Genomic DNA, 19120 nt, shown 5'->3' with positions numbered 1-19120 from the left:
GGCGCGGATCCCCGTACGGCTGCCCTCGCCCGCCCGGTGCGGCGGGCCCGGCCCGACAACAGGGCCCCGGCCGCCCTGGCCCGTGCGGCCGACTGAGCCGCCGTCCGGGCGCCCGCGTGATTCCGCGACGCAGCGATCCCCGAGATCCCCGCGCTTTCCGTGACCGAGTGAGGACTCCACCGTGACCGTGCTGACCGTGCCCCCCGTGCCGCAGGACTCCGGCCCGCGCAGAACCGACCCGGGCGGGACGTTCCTGCCCCCGCGCCACGACGACCAGTGGATCGGCGGCGCCTGGACCGCCTCCGACGCCGAGGGCCGTCTCGTCGTGACCGACCCCAGTACCGAACAAGCCCTGGCCACCGTCCCCGCCGGCAGCGTCCGCGACGCCGACCTCGCGGTGCGCGCCGCCGCCGGCGCCTTCGAGCGCTGGGCGGGCACACCGCCCCGCGAACGGGCCGCCCTGCTGCGCCGGGTCGTCGAGGCCATGGAGGTCCGGGCCGACCGCTTCGCCGACGTGATCACCGCGGAAGTCGGGGCGCCCGCCCGGATGGCACGCCAGACCCACGTCGGACTCTCGCTGGGCATGGCCGCGCACTGCGTGGAGACCGCGGCCTCGTACGCCTTCGAACAGCGCGTCGGCCACTCCCTGGTGGTGCGCGAGGCGGCCGGCGTGGCCGCCTGCATCACCCCGTGGAACACCCCGCTGCTCCTGACGGTGCAGAAGATCCTCCCCGCGCTGGCGGCCGGCTGCACCGTGGTGCACAAGCCGAGCGAGATCACCCCGCTGCACGCCCGGCTGCTGGCCGAGGCGATCGCCGAGGCCGATCTGCCGCCCGGCGTCTTCAACATGGTCGTCGGGACCGGGCCGACCGTCGGCACGGCGCTGGTGACGCACCCGCTGGTCGACGTGGTCTCCCTGACGGGCTCCACCCGGGCCGGCCGCGAGGTCTCCGCGCTGGGCGCCGACCGGATCAAGCGCGTGCACCTCGAACTCGGCGGAAAGAACGCCAGCCTCGTCCTCGACGACGCGGACCTCGCGGCGGCGGTCGCCGCGACCGTCGACCAGATGCTCTTCAACACCGGCCAGACGTGTCTGCAGTGGAGCCGGCTGCTGGTGCCCCGCGACCGCCAGGACGAGGCCGTACGGCTCGCCGGGCAGGCCATGGACGGCTACGTGACCGGCGATCCGCGCGACCCCGCGACCGACCTCGGCCCGCTGGTGTCCGCCGACGCGCACGCCCGCGTCACCGAGTACATCCGCCGCGGCACGGAGGAGGGCGGTGCCCGCCTGGTCCGCGGCGGAGCCGGCCGGCCCGCCGGGCTCACCACCGGCTACTACGTCCAGCCGACGATCTTCGCGGACGTGGACCCGCTCACCACGATCGGCCAGGAGGAGATCTTCGGCCCCGTGCTGTCGGTCATCCCGTACGACGACGAGGACGAGGCGGTCCGGATCGTCAACGGCACCCGCTACGGGCTGCACGGAGCGGTCTGGTCCGGCGACGGCGCCCGCGCCGAGCGGGTGGCGCGCCGCTTCCGCTCCGGGCTGGTGGACGTCAACGGCGGCCAGTTCAACCCGGCCGCACCGTTCGGCGGCTTCAAGCAGTCCGGGATCGGCCGCGAGTGCGGCACGGCCGGACTGGAGGCATTCCTGGAGACCAAGTCGATGCAACTGCCCCAGGGCGGCGGCCAGGTGGTGGGTCCGCGGCTGCGGTCCACCGCGGCAGCCGGCCCCGCGGACACGGAGAGGAACGACGGATGACCGAGCGGACCGCCGAGCACCCCGGGGGCGCCACCGCCCCCGGCGTACCGGCAGACGACACACCGACCCCCGGGGGCCCGGGCCGGGACGACCTGGCACCGGCCGGGTGGGCGCAGGCCGGCCCGGCCGCGGGTACCCGGGCCGCGGGCACTGCGGCCGCCACCGCCCCGGACGCCGTCGCCGACGCGGCCGGGCGACCCGTCGCCGACGCGCTCCCGCCGCTGTTCGCGCGGCTGGAGCGGTGGACCCGCGAACAGCCCGACGAGAGCGCCGTCAAGGCCCCGGACGGCACCCTCACCTACGCGGCGCTCACCGCCCGCACCGCCCGCTACGCCACCGCGCTGGCCGCCGCCGGCGTCGGCCCGGAAACCTCGGTCGGCCTGCTCCTCGGCCGCTCCCGGGAGAGCGTGCCCGCCCTGCTCGCCGTCTGGAGCCTCGGCGCCACGGCCGTCCCGCTGGACCCCGGCCACCCGGTCGAGCGCCTCGGCCACGTCCTGCGCGACGCCGACGCCGCCGTACTGGTCGCCCCCGCGGCGCCCGACGGACTGGAGCCGGGCGCGGCCCGCCTGCTGACCCCCGCCGACGTCCGCCGCACCGCGCCGGGCCCGCTCGCGGTGGCCGTACCCGCCGCCGACGGCTGCGCGTACCTCATCTACACCTCCGGAACCACCGGCCGCCCCAAGGGCGTCGAGGTCACCTACCGGGGCCTGGACACCTTCGTCGAGGCCCTCGTCGGACTCGGGCTGCCGCCCGGCGGGCTCGGGCTCAACGCCGTCTCGCCCGCCTTCGACGGCTGGCTCTGGTGCACCCTGCTCTACCTCACCCACGGCCAGGGCGTGGCCCTCGTCGACCTCTCCCTCGACGGACTGCGCGCGGCCGCCGCGGAGGGCCGCGAGGCCCTGCCCGCCGGTCTGCGCACCGTCTCCCTCACCCCCTCGCTGCTGGCCGCGCACGGCGCCGGACTCGACGCGGCGGAGGTGGTCTTCGTCGCCGGCGAGGCCTGCCCGGCCGCGCTGGCCGAGCGGTACGCCCGCGGCCGCCGGCTGCTGAACGTGTACGGGCCGACGGAGGTGACCATCGCCGCGACCTGGGCCGACAGCAAACGGGGTGACGACGTGAGCACCATCGGACGCCCGCTGCCCGGCTACCGGGCGTACGTCCTGGACGAGGACCTGCTCCCGGTGCCCGCCGGCACCGAGGGCGAGCTGTACCTCGGGGGACCCGCCGTCGCGCGCGGCTACCGCAAGCGCCCCGGACTCACCGCGAGCCGGTTCCTCCCCGATCCCTTCCAGGGCGGCGGCACCCGGATGTACCGCACCGGAGACGTGGTGGTCCGCCGCGTCGGCGGGGAACTGGAGTACCGGGGACGCCGTGACGACCAGGTCAAGATCCGCGGCCACCGCATCGAACTGGGCGAGGTGGAGCGCGTCGCCGCCGAACTCCCCGAGGTCGTCGCCGCGGCCTGCTGCCCGCTCGCCTCGGGGGAAGCCCTCGGCCTCGCCGTCGTCGCCGCACCCGGCGCCGACCCGGCCGGACTGTCCGCCCGTGTCGTGGAGCGCTGCCGCAAGCAGCTTCCCGCGGCCGCCGTGCCGGGCACCGTCCGGGTACTCGACCGGATCCCGACCCTGACCACCGGCAAGGCCGACCGCGAGGCACTCGCCCTGGCCCTGGCCGTCCCCGAGTCCGGAGCGGACCCGCGCGAGGCGTCCCCGGCCGCCGCCGCCACCCCGACCGAGCGCCTGGTCACGGGCGTCTGGGCCGAGGTGCTCGCCATCGGGGTGCCGGACCGGAACGCCGACTTCTTCGAGCTGGGCGGCCACTCCCTCGCGGCGGCCCGGGCGGTCTCCGAACTGCGCCGGATCACCGGCCTGCGCGTCGGCCTGGACACGCTGCTGGACCGGCCGACGGCCTCCGACTTCGCGGCCGAACTCGACCGGCTCCTCGCCGCGCGGGAAGCACCGGCCGCCGTCAAGACCGCCGAGGGGGCCTGAGCCGTGGGCACCTGGATCTCCACCTGGAGCACCGACCCGGCGGACGCCGCCCTTCCCGCGCTGCTCTGCCTGCCCCCGGCCGGGGCCGGCTGCCAGCAGTTCCGCTCCTGGCAGCCGGCGCTGGCCGGCACCGCCCAGGTGTACGGCGTACAGCTGCCGGGCCGGGAGAACCGCTGGCGCGAGCCCATGCCGGACACCTTCGGGGAGGCCGTCGCGGCCACCGCGCGGGAGCTGGCGGCCACCGTCGCCGTCGACCGGCCGCTGATCGTCTTCGGCCACAGCTTCGGCGGGCTCCTCGGCTACGAACTCTCCCGCCTCGTGCGGCCGCGGGCCCTGGTGGTCAGCGGCTGCCGGGCCCCCGGCTTCTGGGACGGGGCGGGCCGCGGCATCGTCGACGACGCCGAAGAGCTGGACAAGCTCTTCGACACGGCGGGCGTCGACCCCGCGCTCCTCGACGAGGCCACCCGCGACCTGATGGTCGCGATGCTCCGCAAGGACGCCCGGCTGTCGCTGAGTTACGTCCACCGGCCCGGCGACCGCCTCGACGTGCCCGTGCACGCCTGGGGCGCCGACGGCGACGAGACCGTCAGCTCCGAGGAGCTGGACGGCTGGGCCGCCGTCACCACCGCCGGATTCGCCCGGCACCGCACCACCGGCGGCCACCACGCCGTACTGCGCCGCCCCGAACCCGTACTGGACCACCTGGCCGGGCTGCTGCGGGGCGAGGGCGCCCCGCTCACCCCCGCCCCCTGACGCACAGCGCCCCCGCACGTCCCGGCACCCCCCTGACGATCCGCCCGCATCCGCCCGCCCCAGCCCGGAGGACACCGTGCCCACCACCCATCAGGTCCTCGTGAACCACGAAGGGCAGTACGCGCTGTACCCCGCCGCGCGCGAGACACCCGACGGCTGGACCCCGGCCGGTTTCGACGGCACCGAGGACGCGTGCGCCGCCTTCGTGGACGCGCACTGGCCCGACACCCGCCCGCTCAGCCTGCGAGGAGCCTGAGATGAAGATCGACCTGCTCGACCCGGGCCCCTTCGCCCGCAACGACTTCTGGCCCGCCTTCACCTGGCTGCGGGCCAACGCGCCGGTCCACTGGCACCCCGAACCCGGTGGTGACGACGGCTTCTGGGTACTGAGCAAGCACCGCGACATGGTGAAGGTCTACGCGGACAGCGACACCTTCAGCTCGGCGAGCGGCATGCGGCTGGGCAGCGACCCGGCCGCCGTCGCCGCCGTCGCCCAGCGCATGCTGATCGTCTCCGACGTCCCGCACCACACCCGGCTCAAGCGCGCGCTCTACCAGGCGTTCGGCCCGCAGCAGATGCCCCGCCTGGAAGCACTCGTGGAGAAGGTCGTCGGCGAGCTGGTGTCCGAGGCCGCCGAACGCGACGAGCTGGACTTCATCGACCTGGCCAAGCAGCTCCCCAACCGGGTCGTCTGCGCCATGATGGGCATCCCGCGCGCCGACTGGGCGTGGATCGGAGCCCTCACCACCGGCGCCTTCGACTCACCGGACGAAGCGGTCCGCACCAGCGCGCACTCGGAGATCTTCCTCTACTTCATCGAGCTGCTGGCCGAACGGCGCGTCCGCCCCGGCGACGACCTGGTCAGCCAGATCGCCCACGACACCCTGGTCGACGAGGGCGACGGCACCGAACGGCCGCTCAGCGACGAGGAGATCGTCTTCAACCTCAACGGCGTCCTCTCCGGCGCCAACGAGACCACCCGCTACTCGGCGGCCGGCGCGGTGCACATGTTCGCCGACCACCCCGACCAGTGGCGGCTGCTGCGGGGCCTGGGCCCCGAGGGCATCGCCCCGGCCGTCGAGGAGATCCTGCGCTGGACCACCCCCGGGGTGCACGCCCTGCGCACCGCCGTACGCGACACCGAGATCAACGGGACCCGCATCGCCGCGGGCGACCGGGTGACCCTCTGGAACGTCTCGGCCAACCGGGACGAGGACGTCTTCGCCGACCCGCACACCTTCCGCGTCGACCGCCGCCCCAACCGGCACGTCGCCTTCGGCCACGGCCGCCACCTGTGCCTCGGCGCCCGCCTCGCCCGCTTCGAACTCGGTGCGCTGCTCACCGAGATGCTCACCGTCCTGGACGGCTTCGAGCTGACCGGACCCGTCACCTTCAACTCGTCCAACTTCACCTGGGGGATCAACAGTCTCCCCGTGCGGCTGCTGCGCAGCCGAGCCTTCGCCAATTAAGAAAGGGCCCGCACTGTGACCACCGCACTCGTCGACTTCAACCGTTCCGACACGGCGTTCCCCGCCACCGGATACCCCGAGCTGCTCGCCGGGCAGGCCGCCCGCACCCCCCGGGCCACGGCTCTCGCGCAGGGCGAACGTTCCTGGACGTACGCCGAACTGGAGGCCGTCACCAACCGGCTGGCGCACGCCCTGATCGCCCGCGGCGCCGCCGCCGGCGAACGGGTCGGGCTCTGCTACCCGCGCGGCGCCGAGTACGTCATCGGCTCCCTCGCCGTCCTCAAGACGGGCGCCGCGGTCGTCGCCCTCGACCCGGTCAACCCCGACGACCGGCTCGCCGCGATGATCGCGGACGCCGCCCCGCTGCTGGTCCTCACCCCGGCCGAGCTGGGCCGCCGGATACCGCAGGACGTGCCCCAGGCCGAGGTGTCCACCGCCGGCCAGGGCCTGCCCGACACCGCCCCGGGGGTCGTGACCGGGCCGGACACCGTCAGCCACCTCATCTACACCTCCGGCTCCACCGGCACCCCCAAGGCCGTTCTGGAGCGTCACGGCGCGCTCACCAACCTCGTGCACTGGACCCGGCGGGCCTACGGGGTCCAGGAGGGCGACCGCGCCTCCTGGATGTCCACGCCCGGCTTCGCCGTCCAGATCATGGAGTGGCTGGCCTACCTGCCGGCCGGCGCCGCGATCCACATCCCGGAGGCCGGCCAGGCGCAGACCCCGGAGCAGATCCGCGACTGGCTGGTGGGCGAGGGCATCACCCACACCATGCTGGTGGCCGCCCTCGCCGAGCCGGCCTGGGGCCTGGAGTGGCCGGCGGGCACGGCGCTGCGGATCCTGGTGACCACGGCCGAACGGGTCCACAGCTGGCCGCCGGTCGACACCCCCTTCCGGGTCGTCATGACGTACGGAACCACCGAGACCACCAACGTGCTGTCCTGCCTCGACCTCGGGGCCGGCACCGACTTCACCAGCCAGGCCACCTCCGACGAGGTACGGGCCACCCGGCAGGTCCCGGTCGGCGTGCCCATCGCCAACCTCCGCGTCCACCTCCTGGACGAGGACGGCGTCCCGGTGCCCGAGGGCGAGGTCGGCCGCCTGCACGTCTCCGGCGCCGGTGTCGCGGCCGGCTACCACGGCCGCCCCGAGCTCACCGCCGCCAAGTTCCACCCCAACTTCCTCGGCGACGACCCGCACCCCGTGCTGTACGACACCGGCGACCTCGCACGGCGCCGCGAGGACGGGGCCGTGGAACTGCTCGGCCGCTCCGACTCCCAGGTGAAGATCCGCGGCTTCCGCGTCGAACTCGGCGAGGTGGAGACGCACATCGCCCGCCTCGACGGCATCGCCGAGGCCGTCGTCGTCACCCAGGAGCGCGGCCCCGGAGACAAGCGCCTCATCGCCTACGTGTCGGCGGACGGCGCGACCGCGCCCGACCCGGCCGCGGTCCGCGCCGACGTCGCCCGCACCCTGCCCTACTACATGGTCCCGGCCTCCGTCGTCGTCCTGCCGTCCCTCCCGCGCCTGCCCAACGGCAAGGTCGACCGCCGCAGCCTGCCCGAGCCCCCGGAGGGCCGCGACGGCGTCGGCGCCGGCTACGAGGCCCCCCGCAACGAGGTCGAGGACGGCCTCACCCGCCTGTGGGCCGAGGCGTTCCGCACCGACGGCGTCGGCATCCACGACAACTTCTTCGAGCTGGGCGGACACTCGCTGCTCGCCTTCCAGCTCATCGACGAGATCCGCCGCCGCTACAGCGTCGAGCTGAGCCTCTCCGACCTGTCCACCTACCCGACCGTCGCCGAGCTGGCCACCCTCGTCACCACCGAACGCTCCGGCGCCCGCGGCTCGTTCGGCGGACTCCCGGCGATCGTCCCCGACCCGGCGGGCCGCTTCGAGCCGTTCCCGCTCACCGAGAGCCAGCAGGCGCTGTGGATCGGCCGCGGCGGCCTCGTCGAGCTGGGCAACGTCGGCTGCCACGGCTACTTCGAGTGGGAGAGCGAGCAGCTCGACGTCCCCCGCTTCGAGGACGCCTGGCGCCGGCTCGTCGAACGCCACGACGCGCTGCGCACCCGGGTCCTGCCCGACGGCACCCAGCAGGTCTTCGAGGAGATCCCGGCCTACGAGATCCCCGTCACCGACTTCGGCGGCCTCGACGAGGAGTCCCGCCACGAGGAACTGGCCGCCCTGCGGGAGCGGTTGTCCCACCAGGTGCTGGACGCCGACAGCTGGCCGCTGTTCGACGTGCGGATCAGCCTGCTCGGCGGCGGCCGGGCCCGGATCCACCTCTCGCTGGACTTCCTGGTCGCCGACGCCTGGAGCTACTTCCAGGTCCTCATCCCGGACCTGGTCACCTACTACGTGGAGCCCGGCGCCGAACTGGCCCCGCTGGAGCTGACGTTCCGCGACTACGTCCTCGCGGTGTGGAACTCGCTGCGGGACAGCGAGCTCTACCGCCGCTCCGAGTGGTACTGGCGCGACCGCCTCGCGACCCTGCCGCCCGCCCCGGCCCTGCCCGAGCGCCCGGCCGACGCCCCCGAGCTGCCCGTCCGCTTCGAACGGCGCAGCCACGTCGTCGCCCCCGCCCTGTGGACCCGGATCCAGGAGCGGGCGCACGCCCGCGAGGTGACCCCGTCGGGAGTGCTGGCCGCCGCGTACGCCGAGATCCTGGGCACCGCGTCCGGTCAGGCCCGCTTCACCATCAACTTCCCCCTCTTCAACCGGCTCCCGCTGCACCCGCAGGTCAACGCACTGCTCGCGGACACCACGACCACGCTGCTGCTCGCCGTCGAGCAGCAGGACAGCACCTTCGCCGGGCGGGCCCAGGCCGTCCAGCGCAGGCTCTGGGCCGACCTGGAGCACCGCTACTTCAGCGGCGTGCAGGTCCTGCGCGAGCTGACCAAGCTGCGCGGCTCCCTCGCCCCCGCCATGCCCGTGGTGATGACCAGCCTGGCCGGCCACCCGCCGCAGTACGAGGAGACCGAGCTGGGCGCGCCCGTCTACGGGATCTCCCAGACCCCGCAGGTCTCGCTGGACTTCCAGGTCTTCGAGAAGCCCGACGGGCTGACCTTCAACTGGGACTTCCTGCCGGCGGTCTACCCCGACGGGCTCATCGACTCCCTGTTCGAGGAGTTCACCGCGCTGCTGGAGGCGCTCGCCGAGGACGAGGCGTGGGAGCGCCACTCCCCGCCGCCCGGGGACGAGACCGCGGCCCCCGGCAAGGCCGAGGAGCGCGACACGGGCGACGCCTGGGAGCGCTACTGGGCCGGCATCCAGCGCACCGGCCGGGGCGGCGACGTCATCTGGGACGCCGACAGCGGCGAGGAGTTCCACTGGCTGCTCGGCCAGGCACAGAACCACTTCCGGGCCGGCCTGCCGGTCATCGACCTGGGCTGCGGAAACGGCCGCTACAGCCGCGAACTCGCCCCGCACTACCCCTCGGTCGTCGGTGTCGACGTCTCCGCCAGCGCCATCGACCACGCCAAGCGCGAGGCGAAGGGCGTCGACAACGTCGACTACCTGGCGATCGACATGACCGACGCCGAGCAGGCCGCCGTCCTGGGGGAGGGGCCGTACAACATCTTCGTCCGCGGCGTCTTCCACGTCCTGGACGGCGAGGCCCGGGCCCGGCTCGCCGACATCGCCGGCCGGCTGCTGGGCAGCGAGGGGACGCTGATCGTCCACGAGCCCGACTACTCCAGCAACTCCTTCGGCTACCTCGGGTTCGTCGGCGGCAAGCGCGGCCGCGCCGAGGACCTCGTCGGCCCGCTGGAGGCGGCCGGCGTACGGCACTCGCACCGCTTCACCCGGCCCGAGCTCGCCGAGGCGTTCGGCGCCGACGCGTGGGAGGTCGTCGAGGACGAGGCGATAGAACTGCACGCCATCGACCCGCAGTCGGACTCGGACGCGCTGCGCCTGCCCGGCTACTACGCGGTGCTGCGCCGTCGGCGCTGATGGCCGGTCTGGCACTGGCGGGGCCGACCGCAGCGGTGCTGGCCGCGGCCGGGGACGTACGGGAGCTGCTGACCCGTACCGAACTGGACCGGGCCGGCGCCCTGCGGTCGGCGGGCGACCGGGACGACTTCCTGGCCGCCCACGCCCTGGTCCGGCTGTGCGCCGGGCGGCTCCTGGGCCGTCCGGCGCACAGCCTCACCGTCGTCCAGAGCTGCGGGAGGTGCGCGCGGCCGCACGGCAGGCCGAGCCTGGCCGAGGCCCCCGGTACCGGCGTCAGCCTCGCGCACACCCGGGGCTGGGTCGTGGCCGCGGCGGCGCCCGGCCCGGTCGGTGTGGACGTGGAGGCCGACGACGGCCGCCCGCTGGACTGGCGGACGGCCGCGCCGGCCTGCACCGAGAAGGAACTGGCCGCCCTGCGGACGGCCGTGGACCCGCGGCGCGCCTTCCTGCGCCAGTGGGTGCGAAAGGAGTCCCTGGTCAAGGTCGGGGCGGGCACGCTGGACGAGGCGGCCCGCCTCGACCTTCCCGTGTACGGGCGGGAGCCGCCCCGCTGGCGGGGCTGGGAGCTGGTGGACTGGGGCGGTGACGGGGTCGTCGGATGCGTGGCGGCCCGCGAAGAGACGCGGCTGCGGCTGCTCGGCTGAAAGACTGGACACGTGGAACGACGTACGACCGACCGGCTGCTCAGGGCTCGCGCACAGGCGATCGGGGGCGGGGTCCGGGAGGACTCCGTCGCCGCCGTCCTCGACCGGGTGCTGGCCGTACAGGCCCAGGACCTGCCCGCGGCGGAGCTCGGGCTGCGGGTCCGCGCCCGCGGACTGACCCTCGACGCGGTGCGGCGGGCCACCGACACCGAACGCACCGCCGTGCGCGGCTGGTTCATGCGCGGCACCCTCCAGCTGGTGCCCGCCACCGACGCCCGCTGGCTGCTCGCCCTGTTCGGCCCCCTCTACCTCGCCCTCGCGGCGCGGCGGCTGCGCGAACTCGGCCTGGACCAGGACCTGTGCGAACGCTCCGAACGGCTCATCGCGGACGCGGTCGCCGGCGAGGGGCCGCTGACCCGGGCCCAGCTCACCGACCGGCTCACCACGCTGGGCGTCGAGCCCAAGGGGCAGTCCGCCTTCCACCTGATCCGCCGCGCGGCCCTGACCGGCCGGATCTGTCACGGGCCGCAGCGCGACGGGGAGGCCACCTTCGTCCTCCTCGACGACTGGCTGCCCGGCGGCGGACCGCCGCCCTTCACCGGAGCGGCCGCCGAGCGGGAACTCGCCCGCCGCTACCGCCTGGCCCACGGGCCGGCCGACGCACCGGACTTCATCCACTGGTCCGGGCTCAGGACGACGGCGGGCAAGGCGGCCTGGGCCGCCGTACGGGAGAGCGGGGACAGCGCCCCCGCGACCCCGCCCGACCCCGCCGCCCCGGACGTGCGGCTGCTGCCGGCCTACGACAACTACCTCGTCGGCTACCGAAGCCGGGACCTGTCCGTACCGGCGCAGGACGAGCGCCGGGTCTGGCCCGGCGGCGGACAGATCCGGGCCACCGTCCTGGTCGACGGCCTGGCCGTCGGCACCTGGTCGCGGGGCCGGGGAGGCGCCGGCGTGCACGTCGAGCCGTTCCCCTCGGCCGCGCCCCCGACCGCCGCCGTCACCGCCGCGCTCGCCCGCGAGAGCGCCGACGTCGCCCGCTTCTCCAGCGGAACTCACAGCCTCTCTACAAAAGCCCTATAGTCCGCGGATTCATAACCGCCCGCTAACTCGGGATCCATAGCGTCAGTGCCGTCCGACAATTCCGTACCCAATCAGAAAAGGGCGTCGACATGGCACTCGGTCGGCATTCCGATTTCAATCGCCTGTGGTTCGGGCAGACCGTCAGTAATTTCGGCGACAAGATCTCCCTCCTCGCCCTCCCGACCCTCGCGGTCGTGATCCTCGACGGGGGAGCCTTCGAGGTCGGCGTGCTGGGCGCGCTGCGCTTCCTCCCCTTCCTGCTGCTCGCCCCGGTCGCGGGGCTGGTGGCCGACCGGGTGTCGAGGCGCACGATCATGATCGTCGCCGACCTGGGCCGCTTCCTGGCCCTGGGCACGATCCCCCTGGCGTTCGCCTTCGACTCCGTCAGCATGGTCCACATCTACATCGTGGCGGCGGTCACCGGCTGCCTCACCACCTTCTTCGAAGTCTCGTACCAGTCCTGGCTCCCCCAGCTCATCGGTACCGAGAACCTCATCGAGGGCAATACCAAACTCCAGATCAGCCGCAGCGTCGCCGAAGCGGTCGGCGCGGGCGCCGGCGGTGCGCTCATCCAGGTGCTCGGCGCCGCCCGCGCCATCACCGCCGACGCGTTCACCTTCCTGATCTCGCTGATCGCCCTGCTCGTCATCCGCCACCGTGACGTCCGCGAGCGGACCGAGGAGCGGAAGGCCTCCGCCAAGGCGGAGATGAAGGAGGGCATGCGGACCCTGTTCGGGAACCCGGTGCTGCGCGGCCTGTTCACCGCCAACGTCGTGGTCAACCTCGGCGCCGCCATGGGTGACGCCCTGCTGATCGTCTACGCCTACAAGGTGCTCGACCTGAGCCCCGGCCAGGTCGGCATCGCCTTCGCCGTCATGTCGGTCTTCGTCATCGTCGGCGCGGTCCTCTCCGAGCAGGTCGCCAAGGTCCTGACCGTCGGCCGGGTCCTGGTGCTCTCCGCGGTCGTCCTGGGCCTCGGCTACATCGTCGTCCCGACGGGCGGCGCCGTCGGCGGCTTCATCGGACTGATCGTGGTCCAGGCCGTCATCGGCTTCGTCTCGCCGATGTTCGACATCCACGTCCTGAGCCTCGTGCAGGGGGTCACCCCGAACGAGCAGATGGGCCGCGTCAGCGGCACCGCCCTCTCGGCGGTGTACGGCGCGCTGTCGCTGGGCTACTTCATCGGCGGCGCCCTCGGCGAGGCGGTGGGCCTGACGGCCGGCCTCGCGGTGGCCGGCGCCGTGACCATCATCGGCGGACTGACCCTGCTGGGCGGACCGGTCTCCAAGATCAAGGAGATGCCGGCCGGCGACGACGCCGGGGAAACCAGTCCGGCCGCGGCCGAGCCGAAGATCACCGCCTGAGCGGCACCCCGGGGGTGCGGGAGTGGGTGCCTGCCGAACGGCACCCGCTCCGCACTGCTCCGCGCACCCCCCGCGCGGTCCGCGGCCGGCCTTCAGGGCCCCCGCCCGGACCGCTCCCGCACCGCGCGCACCCCGTACCGCCCGGCCGCCCCGCCGCGGCAGGCCGTACGCCGTACGCCCCGCACACCGCTGCACCCGTACCGCCGCGCCGCGATCCGCGGCGCCCTCGCCGTATCCCTCTCCCGACTCCCGAAGACGCACGGAGGCTCAAGGTGAGCGAGTCCCTCGCCGAACGCATAGCCGCACTGCCGAAGTCCCGCCGGGCACTGTTCCAGGCCCTCTCGGGCCGCAACGGCGGGCGCGCCGCCGTACGCGAGGACCCCGAGCCGGCCCCCCGTGACCCCGCCGAACCGCCGGTGCTCTCCTTCGCCCAGCGCCGGCTGTGGTTCATCGACCAGCTCCAGCCCGGCAGTCCCGCGTACAACGTGCCCGTCGCCACCCGCATCCGCGGCCCCCTGGACCTGCCCGCCCTGCACGCGGCGCTCCAGGAGATCGTGGACCGCCACGAGGTGCTGCGCACCGTCTACACCTACCGGGAGGGCGCCTCCGAGGCCGTGCCCCGGGTGATCGACGGGTTCCGGCTGCCCCTGCCGGTGATCGAACTGCCCGGTGAGGAGGACGTCCGGCCGTTCTACGACGCCGACGCCGGCGCCCCCTTCGACCTGGCCGGCGCCGTCCCGCTGCGCGCCCGGCTGGGCCGGCTCGCCGACGACGACCACGTCCTCGTCCTGAACCTCCACCACATCGTCACCGACGGCTGGTCGATGCGGCTGCTGTACACCGAACTGGAGCGCGCCTACGCGGCCCGCACCGGCGTTCCCGCCGAGCGGCTCGCCCCGCTCGCCCTCCAGTACGCCGACTTCGCCGCCTGGCAGCGCCACCGGATCAGCGGCGACCGGCTGGAGCGGCTCACGTCCTTCTGGAAGGAGGAGCTCGGCGGCGCCGCGCCCGTGGACCTGCCCACCGACCGGCCCCGGCCGCCCGTCTTCGGACACGCCGGAGCCTCCCGCTACATCGATCTGCCGCCCCGGCTCATCGCCAGACTGCGGGAGTTCGGCAAGTCCGAGGGCGCCACCCTCTACATGACGATGCTGGCCGGCTTCGCCGCCACCCTGCGCCGCTGGACCGGCCAGGAGGACATCGTCGTCGGCACGTCCGTCTCCGGACGCGACCACCCGGCCTTCGGCGACCTCGTCGGCTTCTTCGTCAACACCCTGCCGCTGCGCATCAGAACCGGCGGCGACCCCGGATTCGCCGAGCTGGTCCGGGCCACCCGCCACACCACCCTCCAGGCGTACGCGCACCAGGAACTCCCCTTCGACCTCATCGTCGACGCGCTCGCACTGCCGCGGGACCCCAGCCGGCCGCCGCTCACCTCCGTGATGTTCCTCCTCGACGAGACCCCGGACACGGCCCCGGGCCTCGCCGGCCTCGCCACCGAGCCCATCGACTTCTCCTCGCACGCCACCAAGTACGACCTCATGATCAGCGTGCACGACACCGGCACCGCCGTCCGCGCCCTCGTCGAGTACCCCACCGACCTGTTCGACGCCCCGACCGTGGACCGGCTGCTCGGCCACTTCCTCACCACCCTCGACGGCGCCGTCTCCCGCCCCGAACTCCCGCTGTCCGCCCTGCCGCTGCTCACCGACGGCGAGCGCCGCGCCGCCCTGGACGACTGGAACGCCACCCGCGCCCCCTTCCCCCAGGACGCCTGCCTGCACCAGCTCTTCGAGCAGCACGCCGACCGGCGGCCCGACGCGCCCGCCGTGGTCCTGGGCGGTCTCGGCGGCTGGAACGTCACCTACCGGGAGCTGGAGGAGCGTGCCAACCGGCTCGCGCACCGCCTCGTCGAAGCCGGCGCGGGACCCGACCGGACCGTGGCCCTGTGCCTGCGCCGGGGCCCCGCGCTGGTCACCGCGATCCTCGCCGTCCTCAAGGCCGGCGGCGCCTACGTACCGCTGGACCCGGACTACCCGGCCGAGCGGCTGGCGCTGCTGCTGCGCGACGCCGCCCCGCCGCTGGTCGTCTCCGACTCCGAGCTGATCGGCCGGCTGCCCGTGCCCGACGGCACCGCACAGGTGCTCCTGGACACCGACCGGGCGGCCCTCGCCGAGCTGCCCGCGACCCGGCCCGCCGTACCCGTCACCGCCCGCGACCTCGCGTACGTCATCTTCACCTCGGGCTCCACGGGCACCCCCAAGGGCATCGCCCTGGAACACCGCGGCGTGGTCAACAACCTGCTCGACCTGAACCGCTCCCACGGCATCGGCCCCGGCGACCGCGTCCTCGCCCTGTCCTCGCCGAGCTTCGACATGAGCGTCTACGAGACCCTCGGCATCCTCGCGGCCGGCGGCACGCTCGTCCTGCCCGACCCGGCCGCGGCCAAGGACCCGGCCCACTGGGCCGACCTCGCCGACCGCCACGGCGTCACCGTCTGGAACTCCGCCCCCGCGCTCCTCGGCCTCCTCACCGACCAGCTGGAACACGCCAACGGCCCCCGGCTGCCGCGGCTGCGCACCGCGTTCCTCGGCGGCGACTGGATCCCCGTCACCCAGCCGGACCGGATCCGCGCCTTCGCGCCGGACCTGACGTTCGTGGCGCTGGGCGGAGCCACCGAGGCGTCCATCCACTCGATCGAGTTCCCCGTCGGCCGCGTCGACCCCGCGTGGACGAAGCTCCCGTACGGGCGGCCCATGGCCAACCAGCTCGCCTTCGTCCTCGACCCGCACGACCGCCTCGTCCCCGTCGGCGTCCCCGGCGAACTCCACCTCGGCGGCGTCGGGCTGGCCCGCGGCTACCTGGGCCGCCCCGACCTGACCCGGGAGAAGTTCGTCCAGGTCGAACTGGAGCCCGGCCGTACCGAGCGGCTCTACCGCACCGGCGACCTGGCCCGCTACGGTCCCGACGGCACCATCGAACTCCTGGGCCGCACCGACTTCCGGATCAAGCTGAACGGGCTGCGCATCGAGCCCGGCGAGGTGGAGAGCGCCCTGCGCGACCTCCCCGGAGTCCGCGAAGCCGTCGTCGCCGCCCGCCAGTCGGCCGGTTCCGCCCGGCTCACCGGCTACGTCGTCCCCGAGGACGGCGCCGCCCCCGACCCGGCGGCCCTGCGCACCGCGCTCGCCGCCGTCCTGCCCCCGCACTGCGTCCCGTCCGACCTGGTGCTCCTGGAGCGGCTGCCGCTCAGCCCCAACGGCAAGGTGGACCGGGGCGCCCTGCCCGACCCCCGGGCCGCCGGACCGCGGCCCGTCCGCGACCCGGCCGCCCGGCCGGACGCGGACGCCGACCCGGCCGCGCTGCGGATCGCCGCCGTCTGGGCCGAGGTGCTCGGCGTCGCCGAGGTCGCCCCCGGCGACGACTTCTTCGCCCTCGGCGGCGACTCCTTCGCCGCCGTCCGCGCCGTCCGCGCCGTCGCCACCGCCCTCCCGGACGGCGGAGCCGCCGCCCTGCGCGTCGTCGACCTGTTCAGCAACCCCACCCCGGCCGGGCTCGCCGCCCGGGCCGCCGAACTCGCCGACGCCGGCACGGGCGCCGCACAGCACCGGCTGCTGCACCGGCTCACCCCGGAGCGGCCCGCCGGCACCACCACCCTGACCCTGGTGTGCTTCCCCCACGGCGGCGGCGACGCCATCGCCTACCAGCCGCTGGCCGCGCAGCTCCCGCCGCACATCGAGCTCCTCGCCGTCTCCCCGCCGGGGCACGACCCGCTGCGCCCCGGCCCGATGCTGCCGGTCCCCGACTTCGCGGAACTCGCCGCCGCGGAGATCGCCCGCACCGTCCGCGGCCCGTACGCCGTCTACGGCCACTGCGCCGGCGTGGTCACCGCCCTGGAGACCACCCACGTACTGGAGCGCATCGGGCAGCGGCCGGTGGCCCTGGACCTCGCGGCGGCTCTCCCCGAGGAGGACCCCGAGTACGCCCTGGAGATGGAGCGCGTCTCCGGCGACGACGACCTCGTCGCCTACCTGACCACCATGGACGGCTTCGACGGCGTCCTCGACGACAGCGACCTCACCGCCGTCCTGCGCATGGTCCGGCACGACATGACCGAGGCCGCCCGCTTCTTCGCCCGCACCCCCGACGGCTACGACCAGCCCCTGACCACCCCGCTCACCTGCATCATCGGCGACGCCGACGACGCGACCGAGGGGTACGAGGACGGCTACCGCGCCTGGGGCCGGTACGCGTCCGACCTGCGGCTCGCCGTGATCCCCGGCGGCCGCCACTACTTCGCCAAGCACCTGCCCGACCGGCTGGCCGCCCTGCTGGCCGATCTGCACCGCAACGGAGGAACCCATGTCTGATCTCGCCGAACGGCTCGGCCGGCTGCCCCAGGGGCAGCGGTCCCGACTGCTGGGCCGGATGCGCAACCAGATGACGGCCGGTGTCGGCCGCCGCGTCGAACTCCAGCGCTCCGACCACGGACCGCGGTCCCGCTCCTCCTTCCAGCAGGAGCAGATGTGGTTCGTCGACAAGCTCGGCGCGGGCAAGGCCCGCAACAACATAGCCCTGGCGATACAGCTGGGCGGACCGCTCGACCGCGCCGCCCTGCACGAGGCGCTCAACGCCGTCGTCGCCCGCCACCAGGTCCTGCACAGCAAGCTCGTCGAGATCGACGGTGTTCCCTGGCAGGAGCCCGTCCCCTCCTTCGTCCTCGGCGTGCAGAGCACCGACCTGGCGGGCAGCGAGGACGCGGACCGCGAACTCGCCGAACTCACCGCCTCCTGCGCCGCCGCCCCCTTCGACCTGGCCGCCGCCCCGCCCGTCCGTGCCCACCTGGTCCGGCTCGCCGAGGACCGGCACGTCCTGCTCTGGGTCGTCCACCACATCGCCTGGGACCCGGGCTCGACCCGGATCTTCACCGAGGAGCTCACCGCCAGCTACGCCGCGGCGGCCGCCGGACAGCGCCCCGAGGCCCCGCCGCTCGCCGTGGAGTACGCCGACTTCGCGGCCTGGCAGCGCGCCAAGCTGGAGAACGACGAGCACGGCCGGGCACTCGCCGGCAAGTGGCGCCAGATCCTGGCCGGCGCCGTGGCCACCGAGGTCATGCCCGACCACGCCCGCGGCCCGGAGACCCGCGGCGACGGCCGCGGCCTGAAGCTGAACCTGGACCAGAAGCTGCTGGACCGGCTCACCGAACTCGCCGACACGAGCAACACCACCGTCTTCACGACCCTGCTGGCCGGCTTCAACGCGCTGATGCGGCACTGGACCCGGGCCGAGGACGTCGTCGTCGGCACGGCCAGCGCCTCCCGCCCGCACCCCGACCTGGAGCAGGTCATCGGCTGCTTCGTCCAGATGATCACCCTGCGGACGGAGGTCACCGACCAGCTCACCTTCCGTGAGCTCGTCACCCGTACGGCGGCTTCGGTGATGGACTCCTTCACCAACAGCGAACTGCCCTTCGAGCAGGTCGTGGAGACCGTCCGCCCGGTCCGCGACCCGCTGCGCCACCCGCTCTTCCAGATCGAGTTCACCTCGCTGGGCCGGTGGGGCACCCACCGCGCGCAGGCCGCCGAGGTCGAGTTCACCATGGACCAACTGCACGACGGCGCAGCCAAGTTCGACATGAGCTTCCTCGTCGGCGAGAACGACGGACTGGAACTCTCCCTCGAGTACAACACCAGCCTCTACCGGCACGGCACCGCCAGTGCCCTCCTCGCCGCCTTCCAGCAGGTACTGGAGCAGGTCGCCGAGAACCCCGACCTCCGCGTCGGCGACATCAGCCTGGTCGAGGAGCCCGCCGCCTCCCGGCACGCCCGCGAGCTGTCCCGCGGCGGCCCCCTCGACGAAGCCGCCTGGACCACCACCCTGGACCGCGCGTTCCGCGAGCGCGCCACCATCCACCCCGACGCCGAAGCCGTCCGCTTCGGCACCGTCCGGCTGGACTACGCGGCTCTCGACCGCTGGTCCGAGGCCATCGCCCACCGGCTGCGCGACCGCGGGGTCCGCCGCGGCGACCCGGTCGCCGTCTGGGCGGCGGCGCGGGAGGTGTGGTTGAAGGCGCGGACGGCGTCGCCAGCGTCGGACAGGTGAC

The 19120-nt window shown here is 74.4% G+C and carries 10 protein-coding genes and 1 pseudogene; all 11 read left to right on the top strand.

Annotation, left to right across the window (positions count from 1 at the left end):
* The first annotated feature begins 253 nt into the window (after positions 1-253).
* The 11 genes and pseudogenes from ABT106_RS24540 to ABT106_RS24490 all read left to right on the top strand — a co-directional run bounded on the left by ABT106_RS24540 (position 254) and on the right by ABT106_RS24490 (position 19119).
* Entirely contained in the window at positions 254-1762 is a 1509-nt protein-coding gene (locus ABT106_RS24540) for an aldehyde dehydrogenase family protein (protein WP_351281097.1), read from the top strand.
* The gene (locus ABT106_RS24535; protein ID WP_351281094.1) at positions 1759-3753 is read left to right on the top strand and encodes a non-ribosomal peptide synthetase; all 1995 of its coding nucleotides are present in this window, start codon (positions 1759-1761) and stop codon (positions 3751-3753) included. Before ABT106_RS24540 ends, ABT106_RS24535 begins: the two co-directional genes overlap by 4 nt.
* Before the next feature lie 3 nt (positions 3754-3756).
* Positions 3757-4506: a thioesterase II family protein gene (locus tag ABT106_RS24530; protein WP_351281091.1), complete on the top strand. Its 750-nt coding sequence runs from the start codon at positions 3757-3759 to the stop codon at positions 4504-4506.
* A 73-nt stretch (positions 4507-4579) separates the two neighbouring features.
* A pseudogene (locus ABT106_RS24525) lies at positions 4580-4762 on the top strand (MbtH family protein); the annotation flags it as partial.
* A gap of 1 nt (position 4763) precedes the next feature.
* The gene (locus ABT106_RS24520) at positions 4764-5975 is read left to right on the top strand and encodes a cytochrome P450 (protein WP_351281089.1); all 1212 of its coding nucleotides are present in this window, start codon (positions 4764-4766) and stop codon (positions 5973-5975) included.
* A gap of 15 nt (positions 5976-5990) precedes the next feature.
* Complete coding sequence (locus ABT106_RS24515) at positions 5991-9929, top strand: non-ribosomal peptide synthetase (RefSeq protein ID WP_351281086.1); 3939 nt, start codon at positions 5991-5993, stop codon at positions 9927-9929.
* Positions 9929-10573, top strand: a complete 645-nt coding sequence (locus tag ABT106_RS24510; protein ID WP_351281083.1) for a 4'-phosphopantetheinyl transferase family protein — start codon at positions 9929-9931, stop codon at positions 10571-10573. The genes ABT106_RS24515 and ABT106_RS24510 overlap by 1 nt, the downstream gene beginning before the upstream one ends.
* 12 nt (positions 10574-10585) lie before the next feature.
* Positions 10586-11656, top strand: coding sequence for a winged helix DNA-binding domain-containing protein (locus ABT106_RS24505; RefSeq protein ID WP_351281081.1), 1071 nt, complete (start codon positions 10586-10588; stop codon positions 11654-11656).
* A gap of 89 nt (positions 11657-11745) precedes the next feature.
* Positions 11746-13020 carry an MFS transporter gene (locus tag ABT106_RS24500; RefSeq protein ID WP_351281078.1) on the top strand — a complete coding sequence of 425 codons (1275 nt, stop codon included), beginning with the start codon at positions 11746-11748 and terminating at the stop codon, positions 13018-13020.
* A 272-nt stretch (positions 13021-13292) separates the two neighbouring features.
* A complete protein-coding gene (locus tag ABT106_RS24495) occupies positions 13293-17387 on the top strand; it encodes a non-ribosomal peptide synthetase (protein WP_351281075.1) in 4095 nt (1364 codons plus the stop codon).
* A complete protein-coding gene (locus tag ABT106_RS24490) occupies positions 17380-19119 on the top strand; it encodes a condensation domain-containing protein (protein ID WP_351281072.1) in 1740 nt (579 codons plus the stop codon). The genes ABT106_RS24495 and ABT106_RS24490 overlap by 8 nt, the downstream gene beginning before the upstream one ends.
* The last annotated feature ends 1 nt before the right edge of the window (position 19120 follow it).

Origin of the sequence: Streptomyces sp. NPDC002044, assembly GCF_040296725.1 — a bacterium.
In the GTDB taxonomy this organism is placed as follows: domain Bacteria; phylum Actinomycetota; class Actinomycetes; order Streptomycetales; family Streptomycetaceae; genus Streptomyces; species Streptomyces antarcticus.
The sequence above is the reverse complement of the archived record's forward strand: the minus strand, read 5'-3'. Positions and strand labels throughout refer to the sequence as shown.